Source organism: Motilibacter peucedani (genome assembly GCF_003634695.1).
Classification (GTDB): domain Bacteria; phylum Actinomycetota; class Actinomycetes; order Motilibacterales; family Motilibacteraceae; genus Motilibacter; species Motilibacter peucedani.
The window spans coordinates 287,157-301,295 of the sequence record NZ_RBWV01000012.1 but is presented as its reverse complement, the minus strand read 5'-3'; the positions used below and the strand labels follow the sequence as shown (position 1 = coordinate 301,295).

Annotated in this window: 15 protein-coding genes; 7 read left to right on the top strand and 8 right to left on the bottom strand. The window is 74.6% G+C overall.

Annotated elements, in window-relative coordinates:
• The first annotated feature begins 123 nt into the window (after positions 1 to 123).
• Positions 124 to 414, top strand: a complete 291-nt coding sequence (locus CLV35_RS12305) for a GlsB/YeaQ/YmgE family stress response membrane protein (RefSeq protein ID WP_231121750.1) — start codon at positions 124 to 126, stop codon at positions 412 to 414.
• 15 nt (positions 415 to 429) lie between these two features.
• On the opposite strand, the gene CLV35_RS12300 is transcribed toward CLV35_RS12305, so the two are convergent.
• The gene (locus CLV35_RS12300; protein ID WP_231121749.1) at positions 430 to 3,351 is read right to left on the bottom strand and encodes a bifunctional [glutamine synthetase] adenylyltransferase/[glutamine synthetase]-adenylyl-L-tyrosine phosphorylase; all 2,922 of its coding nucleotides are present in this window, start codon (positions 3,349 to 3,351) and stop codon (positions 430 to 432) included.
• A gap of 58 nt (positions 3,352 to 3,409) precedes the next feature.
• Positions 3,410 to 4,747, bottom strand: a complete 1,338-nt coding sequence (glnA, locus tag CLV35_RS12295) for a type I glutamate--ammonia ligase (RefSeq protein ID WP_121193772.1) — start codon at positions 4,745 to 4,747, stop codon at positions 3,410 to 3,412.
• Positions 4,748 to 4,811: 64 nt separating this feature from the next.
• Here glnA and CLV35_RS12290 point away from each other — a divergent pair, with 64 nt between their 5' ends.
• Together CLV35_RS12290 and panB are read left to right on the top strand one after the other, a co-directional pair.
• A complete protein-coding gene (locus tag CLV35_RS12290; protein WP_121193771.1) occupies positions 4,812 to 6,620 on the top strand; it encodes an NAD+ synthase in 1,809 nt (602 codons plus the stop codon).
• Between the two features lie 53 nt (positions 6,621 to 6,673).
• On the top strand, positions 6,674 to 7,510 hold the full coding sequence (gene panB, locus CLV35_RS12285; protein ID WP_121193770.1) for a 3-methyl-2-oxobutanoate hydroxymethyltransferase: 837 nt from the start codon (positions 6,674 to 6,676) through the stop codon (positions 7,508 to 7,510).
• Here panB and npdG read toward each other — a convergent pair.
• Both npdG and CLV35_RS12275 read right to left on the bottom strand, forming a co-directional pair.
• On the bottom strand, positions 7,507 to 8,178 hold the full coding sequence (npdG, locus tag CLV35_RS12280; RefSeq protein ID WP_231121748.1) for an NADPH-dependent F420 reductase: 672 nt from the start codon (positions 8,176 to 8,178) through the stop codon (positions 7,507 to 7,509). The two genes, panB and npdG, sit on opposite strands and share 4 nt — an antisense overlap.
• Positions 8,175 to 8,366 carry a hypothetical protein gene (locus tag CLV35_RS12275; RefSeq protein ID WP_147431956.1) on the bottom strand — a complete coding sequence of 64 codons (192 nt, stop codon included), beginning with the start codon at positions 8,364 to 8,366 and terminating at the stop codon, positions 8,175 to 8,177. Before CLV35_RS12275 ends, npdG begins: the two co-directional genes overlap by 4 nt.
• Positions 8,367 to 8,394: 28 nt before the next feature.
• Between CLV35_RS12275 and map the strand changes: the two genes are divergently transcribed.
• A complete protein-coding gene (gene map, locus CLV35_RS12270) occupies positions 8,395 to 9,261 on the top strand; it encodes a type I methionyl aminopeptidase (protein WP_121193767.1) in 867 nt (288 codons plus the stop codon).
• Positions 9,262 to 9,277: 16 nt separating this feature from the next.
• Here map and CLV35_RS12265 read toward each other — a convergent pair whose 3' ends face one another.
• Entirely contained in the window at positions 9,278 to 9,634 is a 357-nt protein-coding gene (locus CLV35_RS12265) for a PRC-barrel domain-containing protein (RefSeq protein WP_121193766.1), read from the bottom strand.
• A gap of 44 nt (positions 9,635 to 9,678) precedes the next feature.
• Complete coding sequence (locus CLV35_RS12260) at positions 9,679 to 9,894, bottom strand: hypothetical protein (RefSeq protein ID WP_121193765.1); 216 nt, start codon at positions 9,892 to 9,894, stop codon at positions 9,679 to 9,681.
• A gap of 86 nt (positions 9,895 to 9,980) precedes the next feature.
• Between CLV35_RS12260 and CLV35_RS12255 the strand changes: the two genes are divergently transcribed.
• Together CLV35_RS12255 and CLV35_RS12250 are read left to right on the top strand one after the other, a co-directional pair.
• Positions 9,981 to 10,193 (top strand): hypothetical protein, encoded by a 213-nt coding sequence (locus tag CLV35_RS12255; protein WP_121193764.1) that lies wholly within the window; start codon positions 9,981 to 9,983, stop codon positions 10,191 to 10,193.
• A 94-nt stretch (positions 10,194 to 10,287) separates the two neighbouring features.
• Positions 10,288 to 10,791: a SixA phosphatase family protein gene (locus CLV35_RS12250; RefSeq protein ID WP_121193763.1), complete on the top strand. Its 504-nt coding sequence runs from the start codon at positions 10,288 to 10,290 to the stop codon at positions 10,789 to 10,791.
• Here CLV35_RS12250 and CLV35_RS12245 read toward each other — a convergent pair.
• Entirely contained in the window at positions 10,788 to 11,186 is a 399-nt protein-coding gene (locus CLV35_RS12245; RefSeq protein WP_121193762.1) for a Rid family hydrolase, read from the bottom strand. The two genes, CLV35_RS12250 and CLV35_RS12245, sit on opposite strands and share 4 nt — an antisense overlap.
• Positions 11,187 to 11,347: 161 nt before the next feature.
• Here CLV35_RS12245 and CLV35_RS12240 point away from each other — a divergent pair, with 161 nt between their 5' ends.
• Positions 11,348 to 13,705, top strand: coding sequence for a GAF domain-containing protein (locus CLV35_RS12240; RefSeq protein ID WP_121193761.1), 2,358 nt, complete (start codon positions 11,348 to 11,350; stop codon positions 13,703 to 13,705).
• Between the two features lie 18 nt (positions 13,706 to 13,723).
• Here CLV35_RS12240 and CLV35_RS12235 read toward each other — a convergent pair whose 3' ends face one another.
• Complete coding sequence (locus CLV35_RS12235) at positions 13,724 to 14,092, bottom strand: ATP-binding protein (RefSeq protein ID WP_183061950.1); 369 nt, start codon at positions 14,090 to 14,092, stop codon at positions 13,724 to 13,726.
• Between the last annotated feature and the right edge of the window lie 47 nt (positions 14,093 to 14,139).

The window sequence follows — 14,139 nt, the reverse complement described above, 5'->3', positions numbered from 1 at the left end:
CCTGAGGTGGACCGACAGGTGGGACCTTGGCACGCCCCACTCGCTTTGTCACGACCTCGGGGGAAGAACTCGTTAATTCCCTTGCACAGCAGGGTATCGACGCTGCAACGACGTACTCACCGCATGGAGGTCCCCGTGATCGGCGCGCTCATCGTCTTCCTCGTCGTCGGCCTCGTCGCCGGCTTCCTCGCGCGCGCCATCGTGCCGGGCCGCGACCCGATGGGCGTGGTCGGCACTCTGGTGCTGGGCCTCGTCGGCTCGTTCATCGGCGGCTTCCTCGGCTACGTCATCTTCGGCAAGGACCTCGACGAGGGCGCCTTCCAGCCCTCGGGCCTCATCGGCTCGGTCATCGGCGCCGTCATCGCCCTGCTGGTCTACCGCGCCGCCAACGGCCGCGGCCGCGCCCGCATCTGAGGACGTGACGAGCGCTCAGACGAAGAACACGCGGTCGAAGACCGCCCGTGCGCGACGCGCCGTCCGGCGGTGCTCCTCGAGGAGATCGCCGGCGGTGCTGTCGCGTCCCAGCGCGAGCTGCGCCACCGCGCGCAGCTCGCGCAGGTCCTTCGGCAGCTCCGAGCCCGCCTTGCCGCGCACGAGCACGGCCGCGTCGCGCACGGTGACAGCGAACTCCCACGCGGCACCCAGCGCCGCCGCGTCGTCCGCGGCGAGCAACCCGCCCTCGACGGCCGCCGCGAGCGCGTCCCGGGTGCTGGCCGTGCGCAGCCCGGGCACGCGACCGGCGTGGCGCAGCTGCAGCAGCTGCACCACCCACTCCACGTCGGCGATGCCGCCGGGCCCGAGCTTGAGGTGCCGAGACCGGTCGACCCCGCGCGGCAGGCGCTCGGCCTCGACCCGCGCCTTGATGCGCCGCACCTCGCGCACGTCGGCGTCGGTGATGCCTGACGCCGGGTGCCGAAGCGGCTCGACCAGCTCGAGGAACTCGCGCCCGAGCTCGACGTCGCCGGCCACCGGGCGGGCGCGCAGCAGCGCCTGCCGCTCCCACACCACGGCCCAGCGCCGGTAGTAGGCGGCGTAGGACGACAGCGAGCGCACCAGTGGCCCCTGCCGGCCCTCGGGCCGCAGGTCGGCGTCGACCAGGAGCGGCGGGTCCGGCGCCGGGAGCGCGAGGATCCGGCGCAGCTCGTTGGCCACCGCGTAGGCCGCGTCGGTCGCGTCGCGCTCGTCGGCCCCGGGCAGGGCGTCGTGCACGAACAGCACGTCGGCGTCGCTGCCGTAGCCCATCTCGCCGCCGCCGAGCCGGCCCATGCCGACCACCGCGAAGCGCACCGGCAGCGGGCCGCGCCGCTCGCCCTCGACGAAGCGCACCGACGCGTCGAGAGCACCGCGCAGGGTGGCGACGGCGACGTCCGTGAGCGCCGCGCCGACGCCGCGCCGGTCGAGCAGGCCGAGCACGTCGGACGCCGCGGTGCGGAACAGCTCGCGGCGGCGGACCGCGCGCGCACCGGCGGCCGCGGCGGTCGGGTCGTCGTGCCGGCCGACGGCTGCCCGCACCTCGTCGACGAGGGCGGCACGCGTACGCGGCTGCAGCTCCGCGTCGTCGCCGAGGATCGCGACGGCCTCAGGAGCGCGCAGCAGCAGGTCGGCGGCGAACCGGCTGGAGGCCAGCACCCGCGCCATCCGTTCGGCGGTCAGCCCCTCGTCGCGCAGGTCGCGGAGGTACCAGTGGGTCTCGCCGAGCGCGTCGCTGACCCGGCGGAAGGCGAGCAGACCGGCGTCGGGCTCGGCCGCCTCGGCGAACCAGCCCAGCATCACCGGGAGCAAGGTGCGCTGGATGGTCGCCCGGCGGGACAGCCCGCTCGTCAGGGCCTCGAGGTGGCGCAGCGCGCCCGCGGGGTCGGCGTAGCCGAGCGCCTCGAGCCGGGCCCGCGCAGCCTCCGGCGTCAGCCGCGCCTCCCCGGCCGAGAGCCGCGCGACCGCGTCGAGCAGCGGGCGGTAGAAGAGCTTCTCGTGGATGCGCCGCACCTCGAGCGCGTAGCGCCGCCACCGGTCGACGAGCGCCGCCGCCGGGTCGCCCGACATCCCGAGGGAGCGCCCGATGCGGCGGAGGTCCTCCTCGCGCTCGGGCACGAGGTGCGTGCGGCGCAGGCGGAAGAGCTGGATGCGGTGCTCGAGCGTGCGCAGGAACCGGTAGGCCTCGTCGAAGGCGGCGGCGTCCTCGCGCCCGATGTAGCCACCGTGCCCGAGGGCGGCCAGCGCGGCCAGCGTCGTGCCCGAGCGCAGCGTCTCGTCGGCCCGGCCGTGCACGAGCTGCAGCAGCTGCACCGCGAACTCGACGTCGCGCAGGCCGCCGCGGCCGAGCTTGAGCTGGCGGGCCTGCTCGGTCTTGGGGACGAGCTGCTCGACACGGCGGCGCATCGCCTGCACGTCGGCGACGAACCCCTCCCGGGCGGCCGCCCGCCACACCAGCGGCGAGACGGTCTGGACGTAGCGGGCACCCAGCTCGAGGTCGCCCGCGACCGGCCGTGCCTTCAGCAGCGCCTGGAACTCCCAGCCCTTGGCCCACCGCTCGTAGTAGGCGGCGTGGCTCGCGAGCGTGCGCACCAGCGGGCCCTGCTTGCCCTCGGGACGCAGCGCCGCGTCGACCTCCCACAGCGCACCCTCCGGCGAGGGGGCGGTGCAGGCGCGCATGAGCCCCTGCGCCAGGCGGGTGCCGACCCGCAGCGCCTCGCTCTCGTCGGTGCCCTCCGCCGGCTCGACCACGTAGACCACGTCGACGTCGCTGACGTAGTTGAGCTCGCGCCCGCCGCACTTGCCCATGCCGATGACGGCCAGCCGGACGCCCGCTCCCCCGTCCGGCTCCGCGGCGCGGGCCACGGCGAGCGCGGCGTCGAGGGCAGCGCCGGCGAGGTCGGCGAGCGACGCGGCGGTCGCGGCCAGGTCGTCCTCACCGGTCAGGTCGCGGGCGGTGACCAGCAGGAGCAGGCGGCGGTACTCGCGCCGCAGCGCGTCGACCGGCGCCGGCGCCGCGTCGACCGCGGCGAGCATCGTCGCGCGCAGGTCCGGGAGCCGCAGCGGTGCGGCGCCAGCGAGCTCGCGCCAGAGCGGGGGGTGCCGCACGAGGGTCTCGCCGAGCGCGGCGGTGGTGCCGAGGACCGCCAACAACCGCGTACGCAGCGCCGGGTCGGTACGCAGTGCGTCCACCAGCGCCGCAGGCTCGGTCTGCGCCGCGGCGAGGTCGGCGAGCGTGCGCAGCGCCAGGTCCGGGTCGGCCGCTCCGCCCAGCGCGGCGACGACGGCGGAGTCGTCGGCGAGCTCGGCCAGCGCGCCACCCGCGAGCAGCGCGGCGGCGCGCTCCGAGTCGCCGAACCCGAGCCGCGCCAGCCGGAGCACTCCGCGCTCGGTCAGCGTCGGCCGCCGATCAGCGCGCTGCGGCTCGGGGACCCGGCGGTCACAGGACGGGGAGGAGCCGATCGAGCTCGAACGCGGTCACCTGGCGACGGTAGTCGAGCCACTCCTGGCGCTTGTTGCGCAAGAAGAAGTCGAAGACGTGCTCGCCCAGCGTCTCGGCGACCAGCTCGCTGCCCTCCATGACGCGGATCGCCTCGTCGAGGGAGGCCGGCAGCGGCGGGATGCCGAGCGCGCGGCGCTCGGCGTCGGTGAGCGACCAGACGTCGTCCTCGGCGCCCTCGGGCAGCTCGTAGTCCATCTCGATGCCCTTGAGCCCGGCGGCGAGCAGCACGGCGAAGGTGAGGTAGGGGTTGGTCGCGGTGTCGGGCGAGCGCACCTCGATGCGCGTCGACCCGCCCTTCTGCGGCTTGTAGAGCGGCACGCGCACCATGGCCGAGCGGTTGTTGTGGCCCCAGCAGACGTAGCTCGGGGCCTCGCCGCCGCCGGAGAGCCGCTTGTAGGAGTTGACCCACTGGTTGGTGACCGCGGTGATCTCGGCGGCGTGGCGCAGGACGCCGGCGATGAAGGCGCGGCCCACCTTGGAGAGCTGGTACTCGGCGCCGGCCTCGTGGAAGGCGTTGCTGTCGCCCTCGAACAGCGAGAGGTGGGTGTGCATGCCCGAGCCGGGGAACTCGGTGAACGGCTTGGGCATGAACGAGGCCTCGACGCCCTGCTCGAGCGCGACCTGCTTCATCACCAGGCGGAAGGTCATGATGTTGTCGGCCGTGGTGAGCGCGTCGGCGTAGCGCAGGTCGATCTCCTGCTGGCCCGGCGCTCCCTCGTGGTGGGAGAACTCCACCGAGATGCCCATCGACTCGAGCATCGTGATGGCCTGGCGGCGGAAGTCGTGGCCCACGCCGTGGGGCGTGTTGTCGAAGTAGCCGGCCTGGTCGACGGGCACCGGGCGGCCGTCGGCCGCGCGCTGGCGCTCGAAGAGGAAGAACTCGATCTCGGGGTGGGTGTAGAAGCTGAAGCCGAGCTCGGCGGCGCGCGACAGCGTGCGCTTGAGGACGTAGCGCGGGTCGGCGTAGGACGGCGTGCCGTCCGGCATGAGGATGTCGCAGAACATCCGCGCGGTGCCCGGGGACTCCGAGCGCCACGGCAGCATCTGGAACGTCGAGGGGTCGGGCTTGACCAGCATGTCGGACTCGGAGACGCGGGCGAAGCCCTCGATGGCCGAGCCGTCGAAGCCGATGCCCTCGGTGAAGGCGGCCTCGAGCTCCGCGGGCGCCACGGCCACGGACTTCAGGAAGCCCAGGACGTCGGTGAACCACAGCCGTACGAAGCGGACGTCGCGCTCCTCGATCGTGCGGAGTACGAACTCTTCCTGCCGTCCCATGAGCGCGGAGTCTGCCGCCCGAGTGTTAAATCCGTGTTACGGCGCGCCGCACTAGAGTCGGGCCGTGCCCACGCTGCGCCTCGCCCTCGCCCAGATCGACATCGTGGTCGGCGACCTCGCCGGCAACGCTGACCGGGCGCTCGACGCCGTCCGCCGCGCGGCGGCCGCCGGGGCCGACCTCGTGGTGCTGCCGGAGCTGGCCCTCGACGGCTACCCGGTCGAGGACCTGGCCCTGCGCCGCTCGTTCCAGCGCGCCTCGGCCGCGGCGCTCGAGGAGCTGGCGGTCCGTCTCGGCGACGAGGGGCTCGGCGGGACCGCTGTCGTCATCGGCTACCTCGACCACTCCCCCGACGCCGTGCCCGAGCTCGGCAAGCCGGCCGGCTGGCCGCAGAACGCCGCGGCCTTCCTGCACGGTGGCGGGGTCGTCGCGCGCTACGCCAAGCACCACCTGCCCAACTACGGCGTCTTCGACGAGGCCCGCTACTTCGTGCCGGGGCTGGCCTCCGCCGTCGTGCGCTTCCGCGGCGTCGACGTCGCGATCGCGATCTGCGAGGACCTCTGGCAGGAGGGCGGTCCGGCCGCGGTGACGCGCGAGGCGCGGGCCGGCCTGCTGGTCGTGCCGAACGCCTCGCCCTACGAGCGCAACAAGGACGACGCCCGGCTGGCGCTGGTGCGCAAGCGCGCCGCCGAGGCCGGCTGCGTGCTCGCCTACGTCAACACCGTCGGCGGCCAGGACGAGCTGGTCTTCGACGGCGACTCGCTGGTCGTCGCGCCCGACGGCGAGATCCTGGCGCGCGCGGCGCAGTTCCGCGAGGAGCTGCTCGTCCTCGACGTCGACCTGCCGGCCGCCACCGCGCCGCTGCGCGACGAGGACAGCACGCAGACCGCGCGCGACGGCAGGCGCGTACGCATCACCCGCACCGCGGTTCCCACCGCACCGCGCGAGCTCGGCGAGCCGGTCACCGGCACGGTCGCCGAGCACCTGCCCGACTGCGCCGAGGTGTGGGGAGCACTGGTGGTCGGGCTGCGCGGCTACGTGCAGAAGAACAGGTTCCGCTCGGTGGTCCTCGGCCTCTCGGGCGGCATCGACTCCGCCGTCGTCGCGGCGCTGGCGGTCGACGCCCTCGGCGCCGACGCGGTGCACGGGGTGTCGCTGCCCAGCGGCTACTCCTCCGCGCACTCGAAGGACGACGCGGCCGAGCTGGCCCAGCGCACCGGCCTGCACTTCTCGACCGTGCCGATCGCACCGATGGTCGAGGCGTTCCTCGGCTCGGTCGAGCTCACCGGCCTGGCCGAGGAGAACGTCCAGGCCCGGGTGCGCGGCACGACGCTGATGGGGCTGTCCAACCAGCACGGGCACCTCGTGCTCGCGACCGGCAACAAGAGCGAGCTCGCGGTCGGCTACTCGACGCTCTACGGCGACGCGGTCGGCGGCTACGCCCCGATCAAGGACGTGCCCAAGACGCTGGTGTGGGAGATCGCCCGCTGGCGCAACGCCGACGCCGAGTCGCGCGGCGAGACCCCGCCGGTCCCGGAGAGCTCGATCACGAAGGAGCCCTCGGCCGAGCTGCGCCCCGACCAGCGCGACAGCGACTCGCTGCCCGACTACGCGGTGCTCGACGCGCTGCTCGACGCCTACGTCGAGCAGGACCTCGGCAGCGCCGACCTGGTGGCGGCCGGCTTCGACCCCGAGCTGGTCGAGCGAGTGCTGCGCATGGTCGACGCGGCCGAGTACAAGCGCCGGCAGTACCCGCCGGGCCCCAAGATCTCGGTGCGCAACTTCGGCCGCGACCGGCGCCTCCCCATCACCAGCCGCTGGCGCGAGCCCGCGCCCGGCGCCTCCCACGAGGCACCGAAGGAAGTGGCACGATAGGGAGCAGTCCGGGGACGCGGCAGAGCGCCTCGAGATCGCAAGGAGCGCCACTGATGGCGAGTTCCCACCACCCGCTGGCCGACGTGCCGGCCACCCGGCGTGTCACCATCCGCGACATCTCGGCCGCCAAGCTCGAGGGCGAGCGCTGGCCGATGCTGACGGCCTACGACGCCCTGACCGCAGGCATCTTCGACGAGGCCGGCATCCCGGTGCTGCTCGTCGGCGACTCCGCGGCCAACGTCGTTCTCGGCTACGAGACCACACTGCCCGTGACGGTCGACGAGCTGCTGCCCATGGTGGCCGCGGTCGTGCGGGGCACCCGCCGCGCCCTCGTCGTCGCCGACCTGCCCTTCGGCAGCTACCAGGCCAGCCCCGAGCAGGCGCTGTCCACGGCGTCGCGGTTCCTCAAGGAGGGGCGCGCCCACGCGGTGAAGTTCGAGGGCGGGGCTGCGGTCGTGCCGCAGGTGCAGGCGCTCGTCGCCGCTGGCATCCCCGTCATGGGCCACCTCGGACTGACCCCGCAGTCGGTCAACCAGCTCGGCGGCTTCAAGGTGCAGGGCCGCGGCGACGCCGGCACGCGCCTGCTCGAGGACGCCCGCTCCCTCCAGGCGGCGGGCGCCTTCGCCGTCGTGCTGGAGGCCGTGCCTGCCGAGCTCGGCGCCAAGGTCACCGCCGAGCTCGACATCCCGACCGTGGGCATCGGCGCCGGTCCCGGCACCGACGCCCAAGTGCTGGTGTGGCAGGACATGGCCGGCCTGACCAGCGGACCGGTGCCGAAGTTCGTCCGCCGCTACGCCGACGTCCGCGGCGTGCTGCGCGAGGCGGCCACCGCGTACGCCGCCGACGTCACCTCGGGCACCTGGCCGTCGGAGGAGAACTCCTACAGCTAGGGGCGCGTGACGCGCACGCCGGCGTGGGTCTTGTAGCGCCGGTTGACCGAGATGAGGTTGGCGGTCAGCGCCTCGACCTGGTGGGCGTTGCGCAGCCGGCCGCCGTAGACGCCGCGCACCCCGGGCAGCCGCTCCGCCAGTGCCTGCACGGTGTCGGTGGCCGCGCGGTCGTCGCCGAGCACGAGCACGTCGAGCTCGAGCGCGGTCACCTCGGGGTCGAGCAGGAGCACCGCCGACACGTGGTGGAACGCGCCGACGACGGTGCTGCTGGGCAGCAGCGCCTGGGCCTGCTGGCACGCGCTGCCCTGCTCGACCGGCAGCGCGAAGGCGCCTCGCTCGTCGAACCCCAGCGGGTTGACGACGTCGACGACGACCTTGCCTGCCAGCGCGTCGCGGCACTCCTCGAGCAGCGCCGCGTGCCCCTCCCACGGCACCGCGACCACTGCCACCTGCGCCGCGCGGGCGCAGTCGGCGTTGGCGGCGCCAGCGACGGGCACGTCGGGCGAGAGCTCGGAGTTGAGCGCGTCGGCCGCCTCCTGCGCGCGCGCCGCGTCGCGGGAGCCGAGGACGACGGGTACGCCTGCCGCCGCCCACCGGCGCGCGAGGCCGCGACCCAGGTCACCTGTGCCGCCGAGCACCCCGACGCGCGGAGCCTGCTCGTCGCTCACTCGTCCTTCCACTTCGGGTCCTCGTCCCACGCCTCGGTGCGCTGCGCCGCGGTCTGCAGCGCGTTCTGCGCTTCGGCGCGGGTCGCGTAGGGACCCATCCGGTCAGCACCCTGGCAGCGCGGCTCGTCCTCGACCGTTCCGTGCTTGAGGCAGTACCAGAACTCGGCCATCTCGTCCCTCTCGCTCACTGTGCGGCCAACTAGACTCGCGCCCATCATGCCCACGCTCGTACCCGGGACCCTGTCCCCCCAGCGCCCGGTCCCTGCCCGCATCCCCCGGCCCGAGTACGTCGGGCGTCCCGGGCCCGCGCCCTACACCGGCAGCCACGTGCAGGACCCCGCCACCGTCGAACGAATCCGGCACGCCGGACGCATCGCCGCCGAGGCGATGGAGGCCGCCGCTGCGGTCGCGGCTCCCGGCGTGACCACCGACGAGCTCGACGCGGTCTGCCACGACTACCTCGTGGCCCATGACGCCTACCCCTCGACACTGGGCTACCGCGGCTACCCCAAGTCGTGCTGCACCTCGGTCAACGAGGTCATCTGCCACGGGATCCCCGACTCGACCGTGCTGCGCGACGGCGACATCGTCAACATCGACGTGACCGCCTTCGTCGACGGCGTGCACGGCGACACCGACGCGACCTACCTCGTGGGCGAGGTCGACGAGGAGTCGCGCCAGCTCGTCGAGCGCACCCGCGAAGCGCTCGAGCGGGCCGTCAAGGCGGTGCGCCCGGGCCGCCAGGTCAACGTCATCGGCCGGGTGATCGAGGCCTACGCCAAGCGCTTCGGCTACGGCGTCGTCCGCGACTTCACCGGCCACGGCGTCGGTCCGGCGTTCCACTCGGGCCTCGTCATCCCGCACTACGACGATCCCGCGGCGACCACCGTCATGGAGCCGGGGATGGTCTTCACCATCGAGCCGATGCTCACGCTCGGCACGATCGCCTGGGACATGTGGGACGACGGCTGGACCGTGCTGACCAAGGACCGCCGGCGCACCGCTCAGTTCGAGCACACGCTCGTGGTGACCGACACGGGCGCCGACGTCCTGACGCTGCCCGGCGTACGCGCCTCGGCCTAGCGCTCGCGACGCGCCGTCAGCGGCGAGCCAGCCTGCGCTCCCCGCTCGCGCCGGGCGAGTAGTCCATCGAGTAGTGCGCGAAGATCGTCGGCTCCATGTCAGCAGCCATCTCGCCGTCGGTCTCGATGCCGGGAGCGTTGCGGACGAGGTCCTTGTCGTAGCGCACGCGCACGTAGCCCGGCCCCACGGTCGCGGCAGTGAGCGGCACGAACACCAGCCGGTGCCGGCCGATGATGCCGACCTTGAGCCCGGCGACGAAGGGCTCGTCGGTGGCGGTGTCGACGTAGACCGACTCCAGGGAGCCGATCTTGTCGCCCTTGGGGTCGATGACGTCGGCGTCGCGCCAGAGGGTGATGCTTTCCGATTCGAACATGAGGGCGTCCTGCCCGGCGCCGTCTCCCCCTAAGCCCGCCCGCCCTACCGCTGCGCCCGCCCTGCCTCCTGCTGGGCCCCCGCCGCGCGTACGTCGTCGGCCCAGCGCGCCTGCTGGTACTGCTCGCCCGGGGCGACGGAGTAGCGCACGACGGCGCGCCAGCGGCCGCCGCGGCGGTAGACCGCGAGGAGCGAACCGTGCACCCAGCGGCCCTGGTGGCGCACCTCGACCGGTCGCGGGAGCGAGGCTGGGGGCGGCACGGGTCGACCTCTCGTCGCACGGTCTCGACCCGGACGACCAGTCTCGCGCACTCCCCTGACAGACCACGGGCGCGTACGATGTGATCATGCCTCGGCTCGGCGCCACCCGCCCCACGGACGGAACCCCCGCGTTCGGGGACGTCGTCGTGCGCCAGGCCAACGTCCCCAAGCAGGGGTGGACGCCCGAGCAGGCGGTCGACCTGCTCCGCCAGGGCTACTCCGTCGCCCACACCGCCGCGCGCACCGGCTTCGACGAGCGCTGGCTCGCCGCACAGCGCGACCGCCTCGTCGAGCCCTGAGGTCCGGCGCCCGAGGGCAGGTTGCCTGCAGGTGGCCGGAGAGCGTCTACTTGCCTCGGCACTGTCGAGAGCACGGCAACGCGAGGAGCCCGGCTTGCTGATCCTGGTGAGGCACGCGCACGCCGGCGACAAGCGACTGTGGCCGTTCGGCGACGTCGACCGTCCCCTCAGCGCCCGTGGCCACCAGCAGGCCGAAGGCCTCGCCCAGCTGCTGCGGGAGCTGCCGGTCACCTCCTTGCGCACGAGCCCCTACCGCCGGTGCCGTCAGACGCTCGTGCCGCTGTCCGCCGCGCTCGGCACCGAGCCGGAGGACGAGCCGCTGCTCGCGCCGGAGTCCGACGCGGCCGCCCTCGACGCCCTGCTGGCGGAGCCGGCCGCCCAGGGCACGCTCTTCTGCACCCACGGCGAGGTGCTCAGCGCACTGCTCGAGCGCTGGCGGGACTCGGGTGCCGTCGCACTGCCCGACGAGCCGTCGACCACGGCGAAGGGCGCGAGCTGGATCGTCGAGGAGACGAGGGGCACCCGCGCGGCCCACTACCTGCGGCCGCTGCGCATCGTCGACGTGCGCGACGAGGACCCGGCGACGCTCGCGCGCTAGCCCTGCCCCGAGGCACCGACGGAGGCGACGGCCTCCACCTCGACGAGCATCCGCTCGTCGAGCAGGCGCGCCTCGACCATCGTCGCCGCAGGCATCGCGGTGGCGAACGCCTCGCCGTGGGCGCGGCCGACGGCCTCCCAGTCGCCCGCCCGGGCGAGGAACATGCGTGTCTGCACGACGTCGTCGATGCTCGCCCCCGCTCCCTGGAGCGCGGCGCCGATCTTGCGGAAGACGTCCTGCGCCTGGAGGTACGCGTCGTCACCCCCGACGACCTCGCCCGAGCCGTCGACCGCGGTCGTGCCGGCGACGAAGACGAGGTCCCCCGCGCGCACGGCGGCTGAGAACCCGATGACCGGGGCGTAGCGGGAAGGGGAGGCGACGCGCTGCACGGGCATGGGGGCGAGGCTAGCGGAGCGCAGTGCGTGCACCTGGGGTCGCGCTGACGCACACACAGGCCCCTGCTCGGGCGAGGAACGAACCCGGTGCACCGGTCGAGTTCACGGTTTCTGGCGGGTAGGAGAGGTGCGCTGGCGCACCATTCAATACAGTTCGCCCCATGGCCCACGAGGAGCTCGCGCGCAGGGAGTCCCTCGCGCTCGAGTCCAGCGCGGCGGTGGTGCCCGAGGTGCGCCGGTGGCTGCGCCGGCTGCTGGTCGGGTGGGGCCACGACGACCTGGTCGACGAGGCCGAGCTCTCGGTCAGCGAGCTGGTGGGCAACGTGGTGCTGCACGCGCCCGGCCCGGCCGTCGTCGAGGTCGCCAGCGAGCCGCAGGGGGTGCGCCTCCAGGTGCTCGACACCAACCCGGCGCTGCCGGTCCGCCGCAAGGCGAGCGACGGCGGCACCACCGGACGCGGGCTGAACCTGCTCAGCGCCGTCAGCAGCTCGTGGGGCGCGGGGCCCCGCGCCGACGGCCGGCCGGGCAAGGTCGTGTGGTGCGAGCTCGGCGGCGGGGTCGCCGAGCCCGAGGGCCCCGACATCGACCCCGAGGCGCTGCTCGCGATGTTCGGCGACGACGTCGAGGTGCCCGGCCCGGTCGGGCACCGCGTGACGGTCGGCGAGGCCCCGACCCAGCTGCTCGCCGCTGCCAAGGACCACCTCGACGGCGTGCTGCGCGAGCTGGCGCTGGCCGACACGACCGAGGGGGGTGCGCTGCCGCACCGCGTCGTCGAGGACATCCGCGCCGCCGTCGCCCGCTTCACCGTCGCCCGGGTGCAGATCCGCGCCCTGCTGGCAGACGCCCTCGAGCAGCGGCTCCCCCGCGTCACGCTGCGGTTCACGCTGCCCGTCGAGCTCGCCGATGCCGGCGAGGGCTACCTGCGCGCGCTCGCGGCGGCCGACTCGGTGGCGCAGGACAAGCGCCTGCTCAGCCTCGAGTCGCCGGTCGAGTTCCGGGTGCTGCGCGAGTGGTACGTCGAGGGGCTGGTCGCCGGACTGCGCGACGCCGAGGCCGGCCGGCCGGTCCAGCCGGCGGAGAGCTTCGAGGCGCGGCTGCTGCGCGAGGTCCGCAGCCTCGACCAGCGCTACCGCGACAGCGCGCTGGCCGCCCAGCTGCAGCAGGTCACGGCCCGGCTGGCCGCCGCCGAGACGCTGATGGACATCGCGGAGGCCGCGGTCAGCGAGGGCATGCTCGCGCTGCGGGCGGCCGGCGGCACGCTGTCGCGCCCGGGCGGCGGCCTCACGCTGCCCATCCTCGAGCGCGGCGTCGACGAAGGGCTCGGTGCCCGCTACGGCTTCGACCCCAACCGGCCGGCGGGGCCCTCGACGCGGGCGATCCGCACGGGGCGCGCCGTCTACGTGGAGAGCCGCGACGAGTACGACGCCCGCTTCCCCCACCTGGTCTCCATGCAGCCCGGCGCCCTCGCGGTGGCGGCCGCGCCGCTGCTGGTCGCCGGCGAGGTCGTGGGCGCGCTGCGCTTCTCCTTCCCGAGGGCGCACGTGTTCTCCGCGCCCGAGCGCGCCTACCTCGACGGGCTGGCCGCCCAGACCGCCCAGGCGGTCGCGCGCAGCGACGCGCTCGAGCGTGTCAGGGAGGCCGAGGAGCGCAGCCGCAGCCTGGCCCGCCTGGGCGAGGCGCTGGCCGCCTCGCGCAGCCCGGCCGCGGTGCTCGACGCCGTCGCCGACGCCCTCGTGCCGCGCTACGGCGAGTGGGTCGCGGTGCACCTGGTCGGCGACCACGGCCGGGTCTGGTGCCCGCTCGCCCGCCGGAGCGACGACGCCCGTCGGGCGCCGGGGACGGCCGAGGTCTTCGCCCGCTTCGCGCAGGACGGCGGCTCACCGACGGTGCGCGAGGTCATGGCCTCCGGGGCGACCCGCCTCGTCGAGGACCTCGCCGACGTGCCCGGCGCCGGCGGGCCCGGTGGCGCCGGCTCCCGGCAGCAGTGCATCGTCGTCCCGCTCGTCTCGCGCGGCGGCGCGGTCGGCGCCGTGTCCGTCGCGCGCCCCGGCCCGCACCCGTTGCCGGTCGACGACGTCGCGACCGTCGAGGACGTCGGGCGCCGGGCCGGCGTGGCGCTCGACAACGTCCGCACCTACACCGTCTCCGTGCGCCTCGACCAGGCGATGCAGGCCGCACGCATCGGCTCGTTCGAGCTCACCGTCGCGAGCGGGGAGCTGGTCGCCGACGAGCTGCTCGTCGTGATGCACGACGCGGGGTGGCGCGGCACCACCGGCACCTTCGAGCGGTTCCTCGCCGCAGTCGACCCGGACGACGTCCCGCGCCTGCGCAGCGCCGTCGACACCGCGGTCTCCACGGTCGGCGACCTCGTCGCCGACTACCGCGTACGCGAGGGTGGCGGCTCCCTGCGCCGGCTGCAGGTGCGCGGCCGGGCCCTGCCCGGGCCCGACGGTCGTGCCGAGCGGCTGGTCGGAGTCGTGCTCGAGCCGGCCACCACACCGGTCGCGCGCCAGCGCTGAGCGACCGGCGCCGGCGACTCAGGCGGTCTTGCGGACCCGGAACCACACCTGCTTGCCGGTGGCGTCGTGCCGGGTCCCCCAGCTCTCGCTGAGCGCGGCGACCAGCGCCATGCCCCGGCCGCTCTCGTCGAGCTCCGACGCGACGCGGGGCAGGGGGTCGGTGGGGCTGCCGTCGCGCACTGCGACCTCCAGCTCCCGGGCCGAGAGGCACTCGACGCTCAGCACGATGGGGGGTGCGCCGTGGCGCACCGCGTTGGCGACGACCTCGGAGACGAGCAGCGCGGCGTCGTCGAGCATGGCGCCCGGGTGGTCGGCGCACGTGGCGGCCCGCAGGAACCGCCGGGCCACCGCGCCCGAGTCGGTCCGCGGGGCCAGCACCAGCTGCACAGGTGCGGTGGTGCTGCACACAGCAGGGGCCCCCGTGTCTGGAGGTG